The organism is Enterococcus sp. DIV2379, from assembly GCF_050542965.1.
GTDB lineage: Bacteria > Bacillota > Bacilli > Lactobacillales > Enterococcaceae > Enterococcus_D > Enterococcus_D entomosocium.
Genome location: NZ_CP172938.1, coordinates 2,313,938 through 2,330,300 on the forward strand (window position 1 = coordinate 2,313,938; position 16,363 = coordinate 2,330,300).

Below are 16,363 nucleotides of genomic sequence, written 5' to 3' on the forward strand. Positions count from 1 at the left end.
AATCGTTCCTGTTAAAATTATAAGTTGTCTTTCGCAAAGTGACTTTTTTCTTCAATTCTGTTCCCCTTAATATTCAATCGCCCCCCGAAAAACAATAATCATTTAATTTTTATTCCACCACTAAAAACTTATCGTCTCGCCCCCTCTCTGGCTATTCAATTTCCATCAATCTTCTTCGACATGCTGGAAAAAACGTGTTTCTACCTATATATATATGCCGATCGTCAGTTGATTTATAGAAAATGCAAAAAATCTCGCATAGACTCTGGTATAGATTTCACCAATCGATGAAATACGTGATTTGTTTTTTCTTCCCTATCTTCTTTAAGATGAATAAGTAAGATTTGCGATTTTGTTCATGAAAGGAGCCACGTCTTGAGAAATTTTCAAATAAATTTTATTACTAATACTGCAACGATTCGATGGCTGAAAATTTTGAGGGCATTCGAGAAAAATTATCAATGTTCGACTCAAGGTTTGGCAAAAATTTCAGGAAGTACCACGCGAACGATCGTTACGGATGTGACGGATCTAAAAGAGTACTTTGGCGATTGTTTATCGATCGACTCTTCTCACAAGGGGTATATTTTTTCGATCAAACATTCAGCTGTTTATTTAACGAAAAAACGTGCGCTGATTGCCAACGAGATTCTGTTCCATATCATCGAAAGTATTTTCCACAATGATCTTTATAGCTCATCTGAATGGGCTGAGAAATACCATATATCAGAAAGCACTGTTCTTCGCTATTTGCGGAAAGTGCAACCGATTTTTTCTTTCTATCGTTTGGAGATCCAAACCAATCCTATTTGCTTTATTGGTGAGGAGATCAATATTCGCAAGTTTTTCCATGATTTCTATTACGAATCGGAAATTACTGCCCATACGATTTTTCCGCCGATCGCCATCCAAAATATCACTGCTAGCGCTTTTTCTAGATGTTATCAACTTGACCAGCATGCTTGTTCGTTTGGTGAATTCAATTATTACTTGTATATCACCTTTGAGCGCCATTGTGCGGGTCAAGGTATCGAGTTGCCTAAGCAAATAAAAAAAATATTTGAGCAATATAATGATTTTCGGCTATTTTCTGAAATCAACGAGGCAATGAGTGAACAATACCAAAAAGAACTTCCCTATGAGGAAGTACTTTATTTGTTCTTATTGGTGAAAACCCGTCGCTCGATCAGCAATTTGGCGATCGAACAAACCTTTTGTAAAGAGTATAATCATTGGCCTGAAATTAAGCAGCTTGCTGCAGCCTTTGTCAAGGATTGTTTGCCAGATACTCAAGATAGCGCTCGTGACCGGCTCTTAGTAGAATCCTTTTTTACGGTAGCAAAAATCAAGCAATTATTATCCCCCTTATTAAACCATATGATTTCGGATACCGTTCATTTTGTCGAAGAGGCGTATATGGATGATTACCATCTATTTAAAAACTATCTGTTGACGCAACCATTAGCCAGAGAAATTTGGGACAGTATCACACTGGAACACTTAGGAACGAGTCTTACGATGTACGTTACCTCTATTAAATCTTTGTACTGGCAAGCAAAGAAGAATATTGCTTTTTTGTTTGAAGGCCCCTTTTATTTATGCCAATTATTAAAATGCAAATCTGTTCGTTATTTGCGCAGCTCTCGGACATTTTATTTTCCAGACTCCAATGAATTGTCGGCAGGCTATTTGGAAAAAAATCAAATTGACTTGATCGTCACCAACTATACGGAATACATTACCGAATATGCCCAAGACATTGATTATTTGCTATTCAAAACTTTTCCCGATGAGCACGACTGGGAAGCTTTAGAGGAAAAACTGAATGCCAATTTCAATCCTTGATAAACGAAAATCTTGGCTCTTTAATTTATGGGACTGAGGAATCATAACTGATTCTTCAGCCCCATTTTCATTTTAGGTATTAAAAAACATATCGTTCTCTAGTATGATTAGATCACCACAAAATAAATATCTGAGAGAACGATTGTAAGGACTTGTGAGCAATTTAAATCAAAATAGAGCGTATCCATTCGGGTCGGCACTGACACAGCGATACGCTCTCTACTTATGCCTTATTCTATTAAAATCAAAAAAAGAAGCAGCCACTTCATTCAGTGAGCTGCTTCTTGCTAGTTGATTGATTAATCGAGAATCGTTACTTTTACTTGACGACGTCCCCATTGGATACATTGTGCTACATTATCAAAGTGAACATCAATGATATTTCCTTTAATCGCGCCACCAGTATCAAGCGCTAGTGCTACGCCATAGCCTTCAACATTGACTAAGGTGCCTAACGGAATCACGCTTGGATCCACGGCAACTGCCATTGGATTTTTGCGTAAGTCTGTACCACTTGCTGTAAAGAAACTGGAGCCAGCTTCTTTATAAGAGTAAGCAGTTGATTCCATCATCAATGTTCGACCACTACTTGTATTGCTGTTGTTGCTATTGTTATTGTTGTTTGTATTGCTTGAGCTGCTATTTGAGCTATTGTTACTGCTTGAAGAGCTGCTCGATGATGAGGTGCTGCTTTCAGTCGTATTGCTGCTCGATGAAGCAGCCGATTGTGATTCAGAAGCGCTTGAACGTTCGGCAGCTTGGGCTGCTTCTTTTTCTGCTTTTTCTTTCGCTGCTTGTTCTGCCGCTTCTTTGGCTGCTCGTTCTTCTGCTGCTTTTTCAGCAGCTAAGCGAGCTGTTTCAGCTTCTTTGCTTGAAGCGATTTGTGCCAAGGTTGATTCGTTTTCTTTCAATTGGGCTTGTAGATTCGCAATTTTTGAATCCAGTGTTTTGGCTTCTGATTCTAATGCGGTTTGATTTTCTTTCAATGATTGCTGTGTTGACTGTGCTTTTTCTTCTAAAGCTTCTAGCTTTTCTTTTTCAGCTGTTAATGAATCGATCTTTTCTTTTTCCAAGTTTTGTAACATCGTCATCGCATAGGCACGATTGATAAAATCTTGGATGTTTGATGATTCTAACAGTACCGTCCAGTCTCTGGTAGCCCCGCCATTGACTTGGATGTCTTTCATACGTTCCGCAACGACTGCTTCACGCTTTTCAATTGTTTCTTGTGCAGTTTTGATTTCTGCTTTGGTTGTTGCTAATGATTCTTCATTTTCAGCGATTTGAGCTTTTAGCTCTTCTACCTCACTGTATTTCGCATTCACATCAGTCAATGCAATCTGTACTTCCGTACTGATTTCCTGACTTTGCTGCATGACGGCACTTTCTTGCTCTTGCAATGATTCAAGTGACTCAGCCTGCGCAAAGATTGGAGAAACGATTCCTGCCGCAAAGACAGCGACAACGATTGTTCGTAGTTTCTTTGCCTTCAAAAAATTCCCTCACTTCTCACTATGTTTTCCAACATATCCTATTATACAAATTCTTAAGAAGAATTTTATTGCAGGACCTTTACAATTTGTTACAAATTATCGTAATAGTGGGTGTTTTAATCGTCTTTTTCAACTGAAATCAGTCAGAAGTGGGAAGAATCAGCATTGATAAGGGTTTATTTTTTGTAATCTTACCGTAACAAACCTATTTTTTCTTACGGATCGCTTCAATAAATCGAGACAATTCCTGACTGCTTTTTATCTGATTAATTTCTAACTTTTGAAAGTTTTTTAAGAGTCTTCTTTGATGGAAATTCAATCTCGGTAGATTCTGTTTTAATACGCGCCATTCTTCTGGAAACGCTGCGAAGCGCCCTTGCCAATCGTTTTTATATTGCTCAATATTTTCAGCCAATTCTTTTTTGTGCTGTTCAAAGGCTTGATTGACCTGTTGCACTGCTTTCTGAAAGGCAACCAAGTTAGCTAGGGTATAGCCCATATCAAAAGAGAGAACCATTAATAAGAAAACTGGCAATAAGAATCCTACGCGAGCACTCAATGTTTGAACAATCTCCAGCATTTGCGGATGAACAAATCGAACAATGAGCACACAGCACACGCCCCAAAAAAGAGAAATCGGCAATGCCACCCGTCCATTGATATTCAATGGGACTTCTTTATAATCCCACCATGAGGCATGAAAAAAACGCTCAAGTAAATAACTTGTCACATATTCAAGCACGGTAACCAACAACGCTGCCGCAAAGAACAGTGGAATCACTTGCTCATGCAATGGCCGCAATAAATAGACAACGCCAAGAATCCCAAAGCCGTAGATGGGTGTGATGGGACCAACAAGGAAGCCCCGATAAACAAAGTGCTTGGCTTTTAGTGAGCAATAAATGGTTTCCCAAAGCCAACCGATAAATGAGTACAAGAAAAATAATAAAATGATCCGTTCAAATTGAACCATACCTATCCGCTCCTTTTCAAACTGTCACAATGATCTGTGCAATCGTACTTGTCATCACAATCATACCACAAATCAATCAGTTTTATTTTGAATCAGTGCAGTAGCTTATTCCCTGTTTGAACGTTCTTTTTTCGTTGCTTATTGATCACCAAAAATAATTGATGGGTGCACTTGTTCTTTCAAACTATAGCCACACAGTTCTTTGTTAAAGGTAAAATGATCTTGTTCCACATTTGCAATGATCTCATCTTCGGAAAATCCGTGAAAATCGTAGTCATTGATGTAACTGCGAAGTAATACTAATTTTGCATCGATCAAGAGAACTCTTTGGATATCCATCCAAAAAGCCATGTCTTTGTTTTTCAATATTTTTTTCAATTCTGCTTCCTGTGCTAACCAGTACGCATAGACTGATGGCATTTCACCTTTAATGGTTTCAGCAGATAATCCTTCTCTCATTTTTACTAGATACTCATTTACTGATTGATAAAACAATTTCCTTCCCCCTAGTTCCATTATTTTTAAACGTAGATCTTATGTTTCTTCTATTCCTCGCCGCTTTGAGCTATCTTTCTCTATCCGGCTGTCGCTGATGTCGCCCTACTTTTTGTATCGAAAGAAGCCATAGTATTTCGCAACAAAATTCTGACAATTATTCAAAACAAATAGATAAATAAAAAACACACTATTCTTTTATAGATATAACCGACACAATTTTTAACTTCACTATTCTTTTAATGCTTCCTTTCTTTTCTAAAGCATAGCAAAAGTCGCCCCGTATTTATAATCAACTTTTGCATCAATCTAAGAAAAAAGTGAAAATAAGCGGTAACAGTCAGTTATTTCGGCTTCATTTTTTTAAATTTATTATTTAACAATCCTTTATTTTTTTCTTTTCATGCAGTAACTGAGAATATTTTATTGCGTTATTTCCTTTCCTATTATACGATTAACTAAATAATGTTGGTTATTTGAAAATAGAAAACAAAGGGGAACGTGAGAATAATGAGAAAAAGTGTTGTTTTTAGTTTATTGGGGTTCACACTTCTTTTTGCTGGCTGTACGCCAAAAGAGGAGAAACCAGCTTCAGAAAGCACGGAAAATACAAGCGCTACAAGCTTATCTATGACTTCGTCAACAGAAGTCGCGCAAGAATCGACGGGCTCTTCCAGCGAAGCGGCTTTACCGAGTTCGGAACAAACCATCACAGGCGTGAGTGGAACAAACTATACCATCGATTTGCCTAGTAATTGGCAAGAGGTACCCGATTTCACTTCATTGAATCCTGACAATGATTTCATGTTGTCAGATGCGTTAGAAACGAAATACTTAGCTGCAGTCGTTGAATCGAAACAAGATTTTGCCGATTTAGAAACATATCTCGGATTGGTTCAAGAAAATTTGGCAACAAGCTTCGATACGACCGCCACCTTTTTACCAATTCCTGACACGAAGGCCTATTTCGTTGATTTCCCAGCGACAGTTGAAGGGCTAAATATCCACTATATTTATTATGTACTTGAAACCGACAATAATTATGTTCAGTTGTATGGTTGGACGTTAGAAAGCTTATACGACTCTTCAAAAGACGAGCTAACAGCGATCATGAACAGCTTCAAAGAAGAATAAACAAAACATCTGGAACCATTTTGGCAAATAGCCGCAAAAATGGTTCCAGATGTTTTTTCATTTTATCTACGGACTACAAGACGCTGTCCTACAAGAATCAATGAGCCAGAAAGATTATTCCACTGCATCAACTGATTCACAGTCACACTGTAGCGTTGCGAAATGCCCCATAGAGTGTCTCCCGAACGTACGGTATAGGTGGTGCTGTTTGATGAGGAAGTGTTCGTTTCTTGAACATACGCTGCACTTACCCAGCCACGCCCTTCAATTCGATACCAGACGTTGTTGCCATTCACACTGGTTCCGGTCTTTTGCGCAACAGCGCGAAAAGAGGAGTTGTTTAACAAAGAACCAACAATTCTGGCACTGGTAGACGCATCAGAGCGAATATTCAATGTTGCGGTTGTACGAAACTCTTTGTTGATGCTTTGCTCAGAGCTATTACTTCCAGCGTTCACTTCTGTCACGTACGTAGCACTCACCCAGCCGCGACCTTGAATTCGATACCACACATTGTTTCCGTTGACACTCGTTCCCGTCTTTTGAGCGACTGCTCGAAATGTCGCATTACTTGCCAAGGAGCCAATAACAGAAGCGCTAGTCGATGCATCTGAACGGATGTTCAAGGCAGCAGTTGTGCGGAACTCTTTGTTGATGCTTTGTTCGGCATTGTTGTTATTGTTGTTGTTACCATTATTATTGTTGTTATCATTCCCACCCGTATTCGATGAGATCTCCGTCACGTGAGCAGCACTTACCCAGCCACGTCCTTGAATTCGATACCACGTCGTATTGCCGTTCACACTGGTACCAGTTTTTTGCGCTACTGCTTCAAATGTTGCATTGGCAGCCAATGAACCAACGATCGAGGCGCTAGTGGAAGCATCCGAACGGATATTGAGTGCTGCATTTGTTCTGAATTGCTTATTGATCGCCTGCTCAGAATTGTTATTGTTGTTATCATTTGAACCGCCACCACTTGATGTATCGTACTGGGTCAAATTGTGCGTTTCAATCAAGTTGTTTAGCTTACTTGCATAAGAAGTATCGGTGGCATAACGTCCTTGCAGCCATTGAGTCGCGTCACGATAAGAATTTGTATTAGACTTCCATGCCCCATGGTAGAAGAAAACACCCGGCGAAAATGAGGTAGTTCTCAAAACATGCGCATTGTCTTGAAAAGATTCTTTTAATGAGGGGTATTTACGAAACCTAGCAATAATCGGATAGAGATTGCCATTCCCGTCATCTTCCATGGTTTGCATCTCTACAAATTGTCCATTGTAAGATCCCTTGATACCAAACATATTATTTGCAAGAGTGGTCAGCGTGGATTGCCCCCAACCCGATTCTAAGATCGCTTGGGCAATCATGACCGAAGCGTAGAGGTCATTTGCCCCGGCAACTTCTTGTGCCATTGGTCCTACTTGCTGAATAAATGCTTGCTGATTGTTGGAACGTGCCATTGGATTGTTATAGTTGGGCATGACCTTCGTTTCAATGGCGATCCGCTCTTCTTCTGACAGAACAGGAATATCACTATCGGTTTCTGCTTCATTCTGTTCAGAAGCATCATCTGCTGGTGCATTTTCGGGTACCTCTTGGATGTCTACTCCATCCGCACTTTCAGCTTCTGATGGATCGGTACTATCTTGAGTTGCTGGTGATCCCTCGTTCACTTCTTGATCTTCTACAATGCTCACTGAATCATGCGTCGATGTGTCTTGGGTTGACTCTGCTGTTTCAACTACTTGAACACCATTTTGGGCTTCTGCTGACTCGAGTGTATCTGCTAAAACATTCATCGGCAAAATATTCACCGTACTAACAAGTGCAGCGGTTGCCGCCGCACTTTTACGGTAAAGAAGCCCTCTTTTTTGTTTCTTCGCACGATAACGAAGTTGTTTTCTTTCTTCCATTTGTCTCTCCTTAAAACTACAGCTAGCTACTTCTTACATTCTTACTGCAAAGCTAGGTGTAAAATGAGCGGTGCTGCCAACAGAAACATTTTGTCCTGGGCGTGGTGCATGAATGTATTGTCCGCCACCTAAAGCAATGGCTACATGATAGGTGCTACCTGATGAACCCCAGAATAAAAGATCTCCTGGTTGTGCTTGGCTAACGGAAATCACTGTACCGGCTGTTTCTTGTGGCACCGTCCATCCACCAATATCTCTCCCTGTTACTTGTAAAAAGACATAGCGAGTAAACCCAGAACAGTCAAAGCTGTCCGGTCCTTTGGCACCCCACACATAGGGTTTTCCGATATGCTTATAGGCTTCTGCCACGATTGCAGCACCATTTGTTGATGCTGGTGCAGAAGGTGCTGGCGGCGTCACGATCGGTGCAGGTGACGGAGCAGGCGTTGGCGCCGGTGTTGGTGTAACTGGCGTCGGTGCTGGCGTTGGTGCAGGAACTGCAGGTGCACTGTCCGCTGGCGTCTCCGGTGCTGCAGGTGTCACTGGTGTTTCTGGCTCATGAATTTCTGGTGTATCTACTGGTGTTTCCTCTGGAACCTCTGGTGTTTCAACCGGTTCAGATTCTTGCGTTTCCTCTGGTTGCGTTTTTGCTGGTGCTTCTGGCTCTTCCACTGGCGCTGGGCTCTCTGTTTCTGCGTCAGGTTCTGTGCTCTCTACTTGAACAGCTGCTTCATTCAAGGCTGCTTCTTCCGCTGCAGCTTGTTCTGCCTGCTGTTGCGCCGCTTGTTCCGCTTGGGCTTGTAAAGCAGCTACTCGGGCAGCTTCTTCACGAATTCTCGCTTGCTCCGCTTCATAGGCTTCTTTTTCCGCACGCAGCTGTTCTTTTTCTTCTTCTTTCGTTGCTTCTTCGTAGGCTAAATTACTAACTAAGACATTTAATTCTGCTTGGCTTGCTTCCAAAACACCTTTTTGTGCTTCCAGATGGCTCTGTGCTGCTTGCAATTCTGCCACTTTTTCTTGTGATTCCGCACGCTTTTGTTCAACAGCTTGTTGGTCGGCTTTTTGCTGTTCGATCACTTCATTATTCGCTCGAATGATCGTCGTCATCGCATGCAAACGACCGACTAGATCACTGACAGAGTCCGCCTCTAGTACCGCTGTTAGAAAATGGTCGCCTTTTCCATTAACTTGTGTTTCTCTGGCTTGCTTTTCAATGTTTTCTGAGCGTTTGGCAATGCGCTCTTCTAACTGACTGATTTCCTGATCCAATCCTTCGATCGCTTGCAACAAATCACTTTGCTGCGCTAAAATGATTGCTGCTTCTTGATTTAACGAATCAATTTCTGCAGACAATCCGTCAATTTCCCCTTGTACGCTTTGACGTTGCTGTCTCAACTGATCAATTTCGTTATTTTTTTGTTCGATCAATTGATCGTGATTCGTAGCAAAAACGGTCACAGGTCCGCCGAATGATGACAATACAATGCCGCACATACACACTGTTGCAAAGATTTTCTTCTTCATCTGATCCTCCAAATTCAATTTTAAAACTTTTTTTTCATTTATTTGACCATTTTCATTTTACCATAGTTCAGCAACAAACCCAATCCGTAAGCGATTTACATTTTAGTTACATAAATAAGCTCTGTTTTTTTATTACATGTTCCCCACTCCTATCCCACCGACACGCCGAGTGAATCCCTATGTATCAACTGTTCAAGAAAACTTCATAGAAAAAGTCCTTTTTCTTAAGAAAAAATAAATAATGTTGTAGATTTCACTTTTATTACATTAATTTTCTGCAAAATATGCTTGATTCACAAAGTTATAAACAGACGAAAAAAGCTCCTTCCTAGTGTTTTCTAGAAAAGAGCGAGTTTTTTTGTCTGTGTTATTCACGATAAGGGAGTAGTTGTCTCATTACGGCGATTTGGTCATCAATGGTCTGTTCTGTGATGTGACCGGTCAGAGCCAAAATCCCTAATCCTTCAATCACGAACATATAGTTTTCTGCAATCACTGCCAAGTTTTCATCTTTTAATACACCTTGCTGAACGCCCACTTGAAAAATCTCATGGATCGTCCGTTTCGTCTCAGCGAGTTGAGCTTGCTGCAGTGAACTGGAGGCTTCGGTTTTATGCGTATAGTAATACTCGTAGACGGCTCGCAGCATACCGTCAGAAATGCTGTGGAGTAGACGCTTGCGATGGTCGGAAAAATATTTGTTTAAAATCGTTTCAAAGGGTACTTGCTCCATGATCATCTCTCGTACATCATCAAATTTTCGTTTGGAACGCTGCTCTAACACTGCCAAAAAAATCTCATCCACCGAACGAAAGTACAAATAAATGCCGCCGCGACTAATGCCGCACTCTTCGATAATGTCCTTCATTGTCGCATCAATCAAACCTTTCTTACTAAAGACGACTTTGGCACTTTCAAGAATCAAATCACGCTTTTGTTGTTTTTTCTTTTCCGCTGTAGTCAATTCGCTCTGCTGCTTCTTCGCCATTTTTTTGGCTCCTTTCATCACATTATTAATGACACTCGTGTCATTTTATTGTATAATCAACCTAACTTAAAAATGACACGAGTGTCATTATAAAAAAGGAGTTTTTACAATGAATACAAAAAGCAAAACCTATCGCCTTGTCATTCGTGCCATTTTGACTGCTATTATTATTTTACAGACGATGGTACCTTTCCTTGGATTTATTCCGATCGGTATCACTAGTTTGACGATCATCCATATCACGGTAATCGTCGCTGCCATCGTTTTAGGGACAAAAGACGGGATGTTCATTGGCTTAGTCTGGGGCATTTTTACCATGATCCGTGCGTTTACCTCCCCGACAACGCCCTTGGACATTGCCGTTTTCACCAACCCAATCATCTCGGTGGTCCCCCGTGTGTTGGTTGGCTTAGTGGCTGGTCTCTTATTTACGATCATTTACAAAAAGACCAAAAAAGTCGTCGCTGCTTCGATTGTTGCAGCAATCTTTGGGACCATCACAAATACAGTTTTGGTCTTAACCCTAATGGGAACCTTATATACTGGCTTAGTTGCCAATACCTATGGTGTCGATGCTTCGGCTTTATTCGTGACCCTCGGTGGAATTGCTATAACGAATGGAATCTCTGAGGTGATCACAGCTGCGATCTTAACACCCATTCTAGTAAAAGCCTTATTTGCGGCAACCAGTTTACGTCCAGAAAATCGTTAGTCCCTTCTCTTATCCTATCATTTTTTTCACGTTCTGAGTACTCTTTGCCAAAACATTAAAAGCCCCCGATTTAAGAAAGCTTCTATTGTATAGAAAGGCTTTCTTAGATTAGGGGGCTTCTTCTTTTATTGGTTAAAAAAAGGTGGACAGCAAGGCAAGGATCGCTAGACCGCCTTGGGTCAAAATAATTTTCTTGTCGCTAGTCACACTGCCATATGCAGCTACTAAGATAATGTAGATCAGCAACAAGCGACTGATTTCCAATGGCGCTGAAGCAAAGGTAATACTATACAGTAACCCCAAACCGATCAGCCCATTGTAAACCCCTTGGTTTTTGAACAAGGTCACGACGATCGGTCGTTCAAGTTCTGCTTTCGTCACGTTGAAGATCCGCGCTGTTGCTTTGGACGTAGTGGCAAATGTTTCTAAATAGAGAATATAGAAAAATTCTAAGGCAACCAGTACAATCAAAATCGTCGATAAAATCGTCATCTTTATTCTCCTTGATGAGCGACAACGATCTCGCTCGGTTTGGCTGCAAAGTCAGGCATTTGTTGGAATAATTGTTGCAGCAGCGGGTTTTGATTGTGAGCAGTGATTGCTTCTTGATTCGCCCATTTTTCGACCATGACAAACCGATTGTTCTCTTCCAATGATTCATAGAGATGATAGCCGTGGCAGCCTTCCTCAGCTCTCGCCGATGCTAATAATGGCGTAACAGCGGCTAAAAAATCTGCCCGCTTTTCTTCTTTGATGTAAAACGTTGCATTGATGATTTCCATCGTTTTCCCTCCTCTTATAGAAATGTCGTAATTTGTTCTGCGTCTAACCGAACGGATTCATAGCCTAATTCTTTGGCTTTTCCGACTGAAAGGATCATGACAGGAACATAACGCTCTTTGTCTAAGCCAAAAGCTTCGGATAATTGATCTGCTTCAAAGCCGCCGATTGGGTTGGTTTCATAGCCATGCGCCCGCGCAACTAACATAAATTGCATGGCAGCTAAACTAGCGTCGATCTTCACCACATCATTCATTTGTTCTTTTGTAAGATTTTCGTAATGCGGAATGATCGCTGCTAATTGTTGGTCACGTACTTCTGCTGGCATTTTGCCTTCTGCTACTGCTTTGTTATAAATTTCTTCCCCAAGTTCATGACAAAGCATATCGCCAAAAATCAAGACCATTGCAGAAGAGGTATCATTTTGACGGACGTTGAAACGAATCAACGGTTTCAATTTTGCTTTTTGCTCATCGCTTTCCACAACGACAAAGCGCCAAGGCTGCATATTGACTGAGGAAGGTGCTGTCGTTGACTCTTGGATCATGGTCAACATTTCTTCATGGGGGATTTTGTAGGTTTCATCATAGACACGAACCGATTTTCGGCCAAAGGTAATCTCTGAAAAATTGTTATTGCTGTATTCTGTCATGGGTTTGCCTTCTTTCATGGAACTAATTTCATAAGTAATGTTAGAAGCTGTGCTTCTTCTTCTTCGGTCAAATTGATGCCTAACGACTCCTCAGAGCTGGCATGCTTTGAAGCACAACTAGCCAAATCGGCTTGTGCTTTCGGTGTCAAAGAAACAAAAATCTCGCGGTTATTGTCTTTGTTTCGTTCCCGTGTCACAAATTGTTTTTCTTCGAGAATCTTCAAATGCCGAGTGACCGCTGCACTATCGATCTTCAATTCATTCTGTACTTGATTTTGGGTACAGCGTCCTTGCTCATTCAAAAACTGCAGCAACTGATAACGGGTCAGACTAAAGCCAGTCTCTTTTTCAAAGATCGCCGTTAATTCTTGATTCACGATTTTCATCCGATACAGCAATCCGCTTAGCTCACGTAAATTCATTGCATAAACCGCTCCTTTCATCATTGACTTGTCAACTGTTGACTAGTCAAGTATAGATCATTTTCTTTTGCTTGTAAAGAGTAAGCAAAAAAGACCCGCAGCTAGGCGAACTTCATCAAGGATCGAATCAAGAATCCTTTGGCGAAGTTGCGCCATTAGGCTGCGGGTCTTCGTTACTCCGGTATTGAGAAAATACTGGATAATTTATTTTATTTTAATTGGAAGAGTTTCTTCAAGCCCATCACAATCAGTGTAGAGATCGCTGCAGCAGCGAAGATGATCCCCCACGTGCCGGCTTGAATTGGCATCGTGTCTAATAGCTCATTCATAAACGGTACATAGACTGCTGAAAGCTGCAAACCTACGGAAAGGAGCAATGCCCCCATCAACGGTTTGTTTTTCAAGAGAGTTTTGTCTAAGCCAAAACCGCTGCTCTTACGAACGTTGAAAATATGCATCAATTGTGCTACTGCCATAAAGGTAAAGGTCGCTGTTTGTGCATAAAGCAACTCGTGATCCGTCAACATCAAGAAATTGAAGAAGCCAAACGCCACCAAACCAATCACAACACCACTTAAAATGATGCGTCCTAAGAAGCGTTTGTTGACGAGGCCATCAGCTTTCGACCGTGGCTGACGTTTCATGATATCGTCTTCTGCTGGTTCAAAGGCTAACGCCATTGCTGGCGCAATATCGATGACTAGATTCAAGAAAAGGATATGCAACGGTTGGATCGGCATTGGCATCAAGAAGATGACACTTAAAAAGATCGTCACGATCTCAACCATATTACATGAGAACAAGAAAGAAACATATTTTTTGATGTTGTCAAAAATGATGCGTCCTTCTTTGATGGCATCGACGATTGTTCCAAAACGGTCATCCGTTAAAATCATATCGGAAGATTCTTTGGCTACTTCTGTCCCACGAATCCCCATGGCGATCCCGATATCGGCGCCGTTGAGTGCCGGCGCATCGTTAACGCCATCGCCGGTCATTGAAACGATATCGCCTTCTTCACGCAAGGCTTCCACAAGTTGTAATTTATTTTTTGGAGAGACTCGAGCAAAGACAGCGACTTCTTCGATTTTTTCGTTAAAGCCTTCTTGACCTGCCAATTCATCGATCTCTCGACCTGTCATGGTTTTCTCATGATCTATTAAACCAATTTCTTTGGCGATCATTGATGCGGTCTTCGGATGGTCCCCCGTGATCATCTTCACTCGGATCCCCGCTTCTTGGGCGACCTTCACTGCCTCTTTGACATCTGTTCGGGGCGGATCGACGATGCCCGCAAAGCCTTGGATCTTGATTTCCTGTAATGCTGCTTTCAGTTCTGCTTCGTCCGTCCCACCTTGATAATCCTTGATGCAACCGACAGCGATCACCCGCTGCCCATGACTGGCTAACGTGTCATTGTATTCATGAAGTTGTTCTTTTTCTGTGGCATCAGCATCAGCTAAATCAATTAAGACATCTGGTGCCCCTTTGATGATCAATGTCCGTTGCTCTCCTTCATACACGGTCACCATGTATTTGTTGTCGGAATCAAAGGGCATTTCTGCGATTTTCTTCAGCCCGCTGTCCTGCTCTTTTTGCCGATCGATGCCGATCTTTTGACCTAAAACGACAAACGCCCCATCCGTTGGATCACCGAGGATCTCGTATTGCCCTTCGTTTTCACGTAAAGTGGCGGTGGTACATAAAGCGCCATTTGCAACCATCCCTTGCAGTGCATCATGATTGGTTGCGTCGATCTCGGAATTATCATCCGAGTCTGCCTTATAGAATTTTCCGTTGGGTTCATACCCATTTCCTGTCACTTTGAACATTTCCCCAGAACCTAAAATGATCTCGGCAACCGTCATTTGGTTTTCTGTCAGCGTCCCCGTTTTATCACTGGCAATGATACTGGTGGCGCCAAGAGTCTCGACGGCAGATAACGATTTGACGAGTGCTTTGTGCTCGGCCATCGTCCGCATGCCTCGAGACAATGTGATTGTCGAAACGGCTGGCATTGCTTCAGGAATGGCTGCGACCGCTAAAATAATCGAAATATGGATCATTTCGACAAATGGCTGATTCGTCAAAATACCTGCGACCAAAACTGCCACCGCAGCAAAGAGCGCTGCAATAATGATTGCTTTTCCAAGCTTGTCCAATTCTATATCTAACGGCGTTTGACGCTTTTTGTCACCCGTCAGCATGTCACTGATTTTTCCGACCTCGGTCTTCATGCCGGTTTCTGTCACTACTGCATAGGCATTTCCCCGAGTTGCCGCAGTTCCTGCGAAAACGACATTGCGGCGATCGCCTAATGGAACATCTTCTTCATAAGTTTCTCGTGCATCTTTTTCAACAGCTTCTGACTCACCGGTCAGCGCTGATTCGATGCAGGCAAAGTTGCTCGTTTCAAGTAAGCGGGCATCTGCCGCAATAGCATCCCCTTCTTCCAAAACGAGAATATCGCCTGGAACGATCTTTGCCGACTCGATCTCCATTACTTCTCCATCACGAATCACTTTTGCGGTAGTGTAAATCATGCTTTGAAGTGAATCAATTGATTTTTGTGCTCGTAATTCTGTAATGAAACCGGTCATTACAGCAATCACCACGGCAATCAATACTGCAATTCCTTCAACCGTTTCCCCCATCGCAAAAGAGAGTAACGCAGCTGCTAGCAAGAGATAAACAATCAAGTTGTTCAAATTATGCCACAGCAATTCCCATACAGAAAGGGATTCTTGTTGCTGGATCGTGTTTTCTCCGTATTTTTCTAAGCGTTTGTCGGCTTCTTTCCCGCTTAGGCCTTGCTTGCGGTCACTTTCAAAATGTTTCAAGGTCTCTTCAGTCTTTTGCTGGTAAAATTTTTCCATCAAATTCCTCCTTTTAATTGTAAACTTCTTGCCGAGGGTTTCCACGTTTCTGAAGGGATAAATCGGTACAGATACCTTGCACAGTCATTTTTTGATTTTTAATCGGTTCACGCAATTGCTGATTGAAGGGAATATAACCAATAAGAAAAGCAAGCGCAGATTGACTGGCTGAGGGAAAAGGTATGTGTGATGAGCATCGATCATTTTGCGAGCAGTGAAGTAACTTTTTTTGGTAGTCGCAAGTGATCTTTCTATGTACGTACTTTGTGAAAAAACCATTCGGCCTATTTCTAACCTATCATGGATGAAGATGTTCGCAAAGGATTTTGCTTCACAAGTAAAGTAAAAAAACAGTCGTGACAAAATTAGCACCTCAGCTTTTGGTGTCGATTTGACAGCATGCCAGTAATGGCAAACAGGCACTCGTTTCGGCGTTTTCTTAATAACCTGAGCTTTCGCTATGTTGTGATTTACAATGTTACAACTCTAGCAAAAAAATAACTTTAAAAAGAGATCGCTCACTGTCCTTACTTTATTTTAACAAAAAAAC

General features: G+C 41.6%; 14 protein-coding genes. 3 read left to right on the forward strand and 11 right to left on the reverse strand.

Annotated elements, in window-relative coordinates; translation table 11 throughout:
- Window positions 1–375: 375 nt before the first annotated feature.
- The gene (locus tag IGI92_RS10640; RefSeq protein WP_016621502.1) at window positions 376–1,845 is read left to right on the forward strand and encodes a helix-turn-helix domain-containing protein; all 1,470 of its coding nucleotides are present in this window, start codon (window positions 376–378) and stop codon (window positions 1,843–1,845) included.
- Window positions 1,846–2,144: 299 nt separating this feature from the next.
- Here IGI92_RS10640 and IGI92_RS10645 read toward each other — a convergent pair whose 3' ends face one another.
- The 3 genes from IGI92_RS10645 to IGI92_RS10655 all read right to left on the reverse strand — a co-directional run bounded on the left by IGI92_RS10645 (window position 2,145) and on the right by IGI92_RS10655 (window position 4,827).
- A complete protein-coding gene (locus IGI92_RS10645) occupies window positions 2,145–3,338 on the reverse strand; it encodes a 3D domain-containing protein (RefSeq protein WP_430606985.1) in 1,194 nt (397 codons plus the stop codon).
- Window positions 3,339–3,543: 205 nt separating this feature from the next.
- On the reverse strand, window positions 3,544–4,311 hold the full coding sequence (locus IGI92_RS10650; protein WP_005234965.1) for a putative ABC transporter permease: 768 nt from the start codon (window positions 4,309–4,311) through the stop codon (window positions 3,544–3,546).
- Between the two features lie 138 nt (window positions 4,312–4,449).
- Complete coding sequence (locus IGI92_RS10655; RefSeq protein WP_005234961.1) at window positions 4,450–4,827, reverse strand: DUF7006 family protein; 378 nt, start codon at window positions 4,825–4,827, stop codon at window positions 4,450–4,452.
- A 489-nt stretch (window positions 4,828–5,316) separates the two neighbouring features.
- Between IGI92_RS10655 and IGI92_RS10660 the strand changes: the two genes are divergently transcribed.
- Window positions 5,317–5,940 (forward strand): hypothetical protein, encoded by a 624-nt coding sequence (locus tag IGI92_RS10660; protein ID WP_430606987.1) that lies wholly within the window; start codon window positions 5,317–5,319, stop codon window positions 5,938–5,940.
- Window positions 5,941–6,002: 62 nt separating this feature from the next.
- Here IGI92_RS10660 and IGI92_RS10665 read toward each other — a convergent pair whose 3' ends face one another.
- From IGI92_RS10665 to IGI92_RS10675, 3 genes are all read right to left on the reverse strand, one after another.
- On the reverse strand, window positions 6,003–7,859 hold the full coding sequence (locus IGI92_RS10665; protein ID WP_430606989.1) for a glucosaminidase domain-containing protein: 1,857 nt from the start codon (window positions 7,857–7,859) through the stop codon (window positions 6,003–6,005).
- A 33-nt stretch (window positions 7,860–7,892) separates the two neighbouring features.
- The gene (locus tag IGI92_RS10670) at window positions 7,893–9,383 is read right to left on the reverse strand and encodes an NlpC/P60 family protein (RefSeq protein ID WP_430606991.1); all 1,491 of its coding nucleotides are present in this window, start codon (window positions 9,381–9,383) and stop codon (window positions 7,893–7,895) included.
- Window positions 9,384–9,750: 367 nt separating this feature from the next.
- On the reverse strand, window positions 9,751–10,371 hold the full coding sequence (locus IGI92_RS10675; RefSeq protein WP_005225615.1) for a TetR/AcrR family transcriptional regulator: 621 nt from the start codon (window positions 10,369–10,371) through the stop codon (window positions 9,751–9,753).
- Window positions 10,372–10,480: 109 nt separating this feature from the next.
- On the opposite strand from IGI92_RS10675, the gene IGI92_RS10680 reads away from it, so the two are divergent.
- Window positions 10,481–11,083, forward strand: a complete 603-nt coding sequence (locus IGI92_RS10680; protein WP_005234954.1) for an ECF transporter S component — start codon at window positions 10,481–10,483, stop codon at window positions 11,081–11,083.
- A 132-nt stretch (window positions 11,084–11,215) separates the two neighbouring features.
- Here IGI92_RS10680 and IGI92_RS10685 read toward each other — a convergent pair whose 3' ends face one another.
- The 5 genes from IGI92_RS10685 to IGI92_RS10705 all read right to left on the reverse strand — a co-directional run bounded on the left by IGI92_RS10685 (window position 11,216) and on the right by IGI92_RS10705 (window position 15,813).
- Window positions 11,216–11,575 carry a DUF1304 domain-containing protein gene (locus IGI92_RS10685; RefSeq protein WP_005234953.1) on the reverse strand — a complete coding sequence of 120 codons (360 nt, stop codon included), beginning with the start codon at window positions 11,573–11,575 and terminating at the stop codon, window positions 11,216–11,218.
- A 2-nt stretch (window positions 11,576–11,577) separates the two neighbouring features.
- Window positions 11,578–11,865: a putative quinol monooxygenase gene (locus IGI92_RS10690; RefSeq protein WP_016608137.1), complete on the reverse strand. Its 288-nt coding sequence runs from the start codon at window positions 11,863–11,865 to the stop codon at window positions 11,578–11,580.
- 14 nt (window positions 11,866–11,879) lie between these two features.
- On the reverse strand, window positions 11,880–12,515 hold the full coding sequence (locus IGI92_RS10695; protein WP_010747855.1) for a nitroreductase family protein: 636 nt from the start codon (window positions 12,513–12,515) through the stop codon (window positions 11,880–11,882).
- A 14-nt stretch (window positions 12,516–12,529) separates the two neighbouring features.
- Window positions 12,530–12,937 (reverse strand): MarR family winged helix-turn-helix transcriptional regulator, encoded by a 408-nt coding sequence (locus IGI92_RS10700; RefSeq protein ID WP_008378808.1) that lies wholly within the window; start codon window positions 12,935–12,937, stop codon window positions 12,530–12,532.
- 209 nt (window positions 12,938–13,146) lie between these two features.
- The gene (locus tag IGI92_RS10705; RefSeq protein ID WP_430606995.1) at window positions 13,147–15,813 is read right to left on the reverse strand and encodes a cation-translocating P-type ATPase; all 2,667 of its coding nucleotides are present in this window, start codon (window positions 15,811–15,813) and stop codon (window positions 13,147–13,149) included.
- Window positions 15,814–16,363: the final 550 nt, after the last annotated feature.

What these genes read in the sequence shown, in the direction of transcription:
- IGI92_RS10650 (WP_005234965.1), bottom strand. Translation starts at nt 4,311, where the DNA reads ATGGTTCAATTTGAACGGATCATTTTATTATTTTTCTTGTACTCATTT.
- IGI92_RS10655 (WP_005234961.1), bottom strand. Translation starts at nt 4,827, where the DNA reads ATGGAACTAGGGGGAAGGAAATTGTTTTATCAATCAGTAAATGAGTAT.
- IGI92_RS10660 (WP_430606987.1), top strand. Translation starts at nt 5,317, where the DNA reads ATGAGAAAAAGTGTTGTTTTTAGTTTATTGGGGTTCACACTTCTTTTT.
- IGI92_RS10665 (WP_430606989.1), bottom strand. Translation starts at nt 7,859, where the DNA reads ATGGAAGAAAGAAAACAACTTCGTTATCGTGCGAAGAAACAAAAAAGA.
- IGI92_RS10670 (WP_430606991.1), bottom strand. Translation starts at nt 9,383, where the DNA reads ATGAAGAAGAAAATCTTTGCAACAGTGTGTATGTGCGGCATTGTATTG.
- IGI92_RS10675 (WP_005225615.1), bottom strand. Translation starts at nt 10,371, where the DNA reads ATGGCGAAGAAGCAGCAGAGCGAATTGACTACAGCGGAAAAGAAAAAA.
- IGI92_RS10680 (WP_005234954.1), top strand. Translation starts at nt 10,481, where the DNA reads ATGAATACAAAAAGCAAAACCTATCGCCTTGTCATTCGTGCCATTTTG.
- IGI92_RS10685 (WP_005234953.1), bottom strand. Translation starts at nt 11,575, where the DNA reads ATGACGATTTTATCGACGATTTTGATTGTACTGGTTGCCTTAGAATTT.
- IGI92_RS10690 (WP_016608137.1), bottom strand. Translation starts at nt 11,865, where the DNA reads ATGGAAATCATCAATGCAACGTTTTACATCAAAGAAGAAAAGCGGGCA.
- IGI92_RS10695 (WP_010747855.1), bottom strand. Translation starts at nt 12,515, where the DNA reads ATGACAGAATACAGCAATAACAATTTTTCAGAGATTACCTTTGGCCGA.
- IGI92_RS10700 (WP_008378808.1), bottom strand. Translation starts at nt 12,937, where the DNA reads ATGAATTTACGTGAGCTAAGCGGATTGCTGTATCGGATGAAAATCGTG.
- IGI92_RS10705 (WP_430606995.1), bottom strand. Translation starts at nt 15,813, where the DNA reads ATGGAAAAATTTTACCAGCAAAAGACTGAAGAGACCTTGAAACATTTT.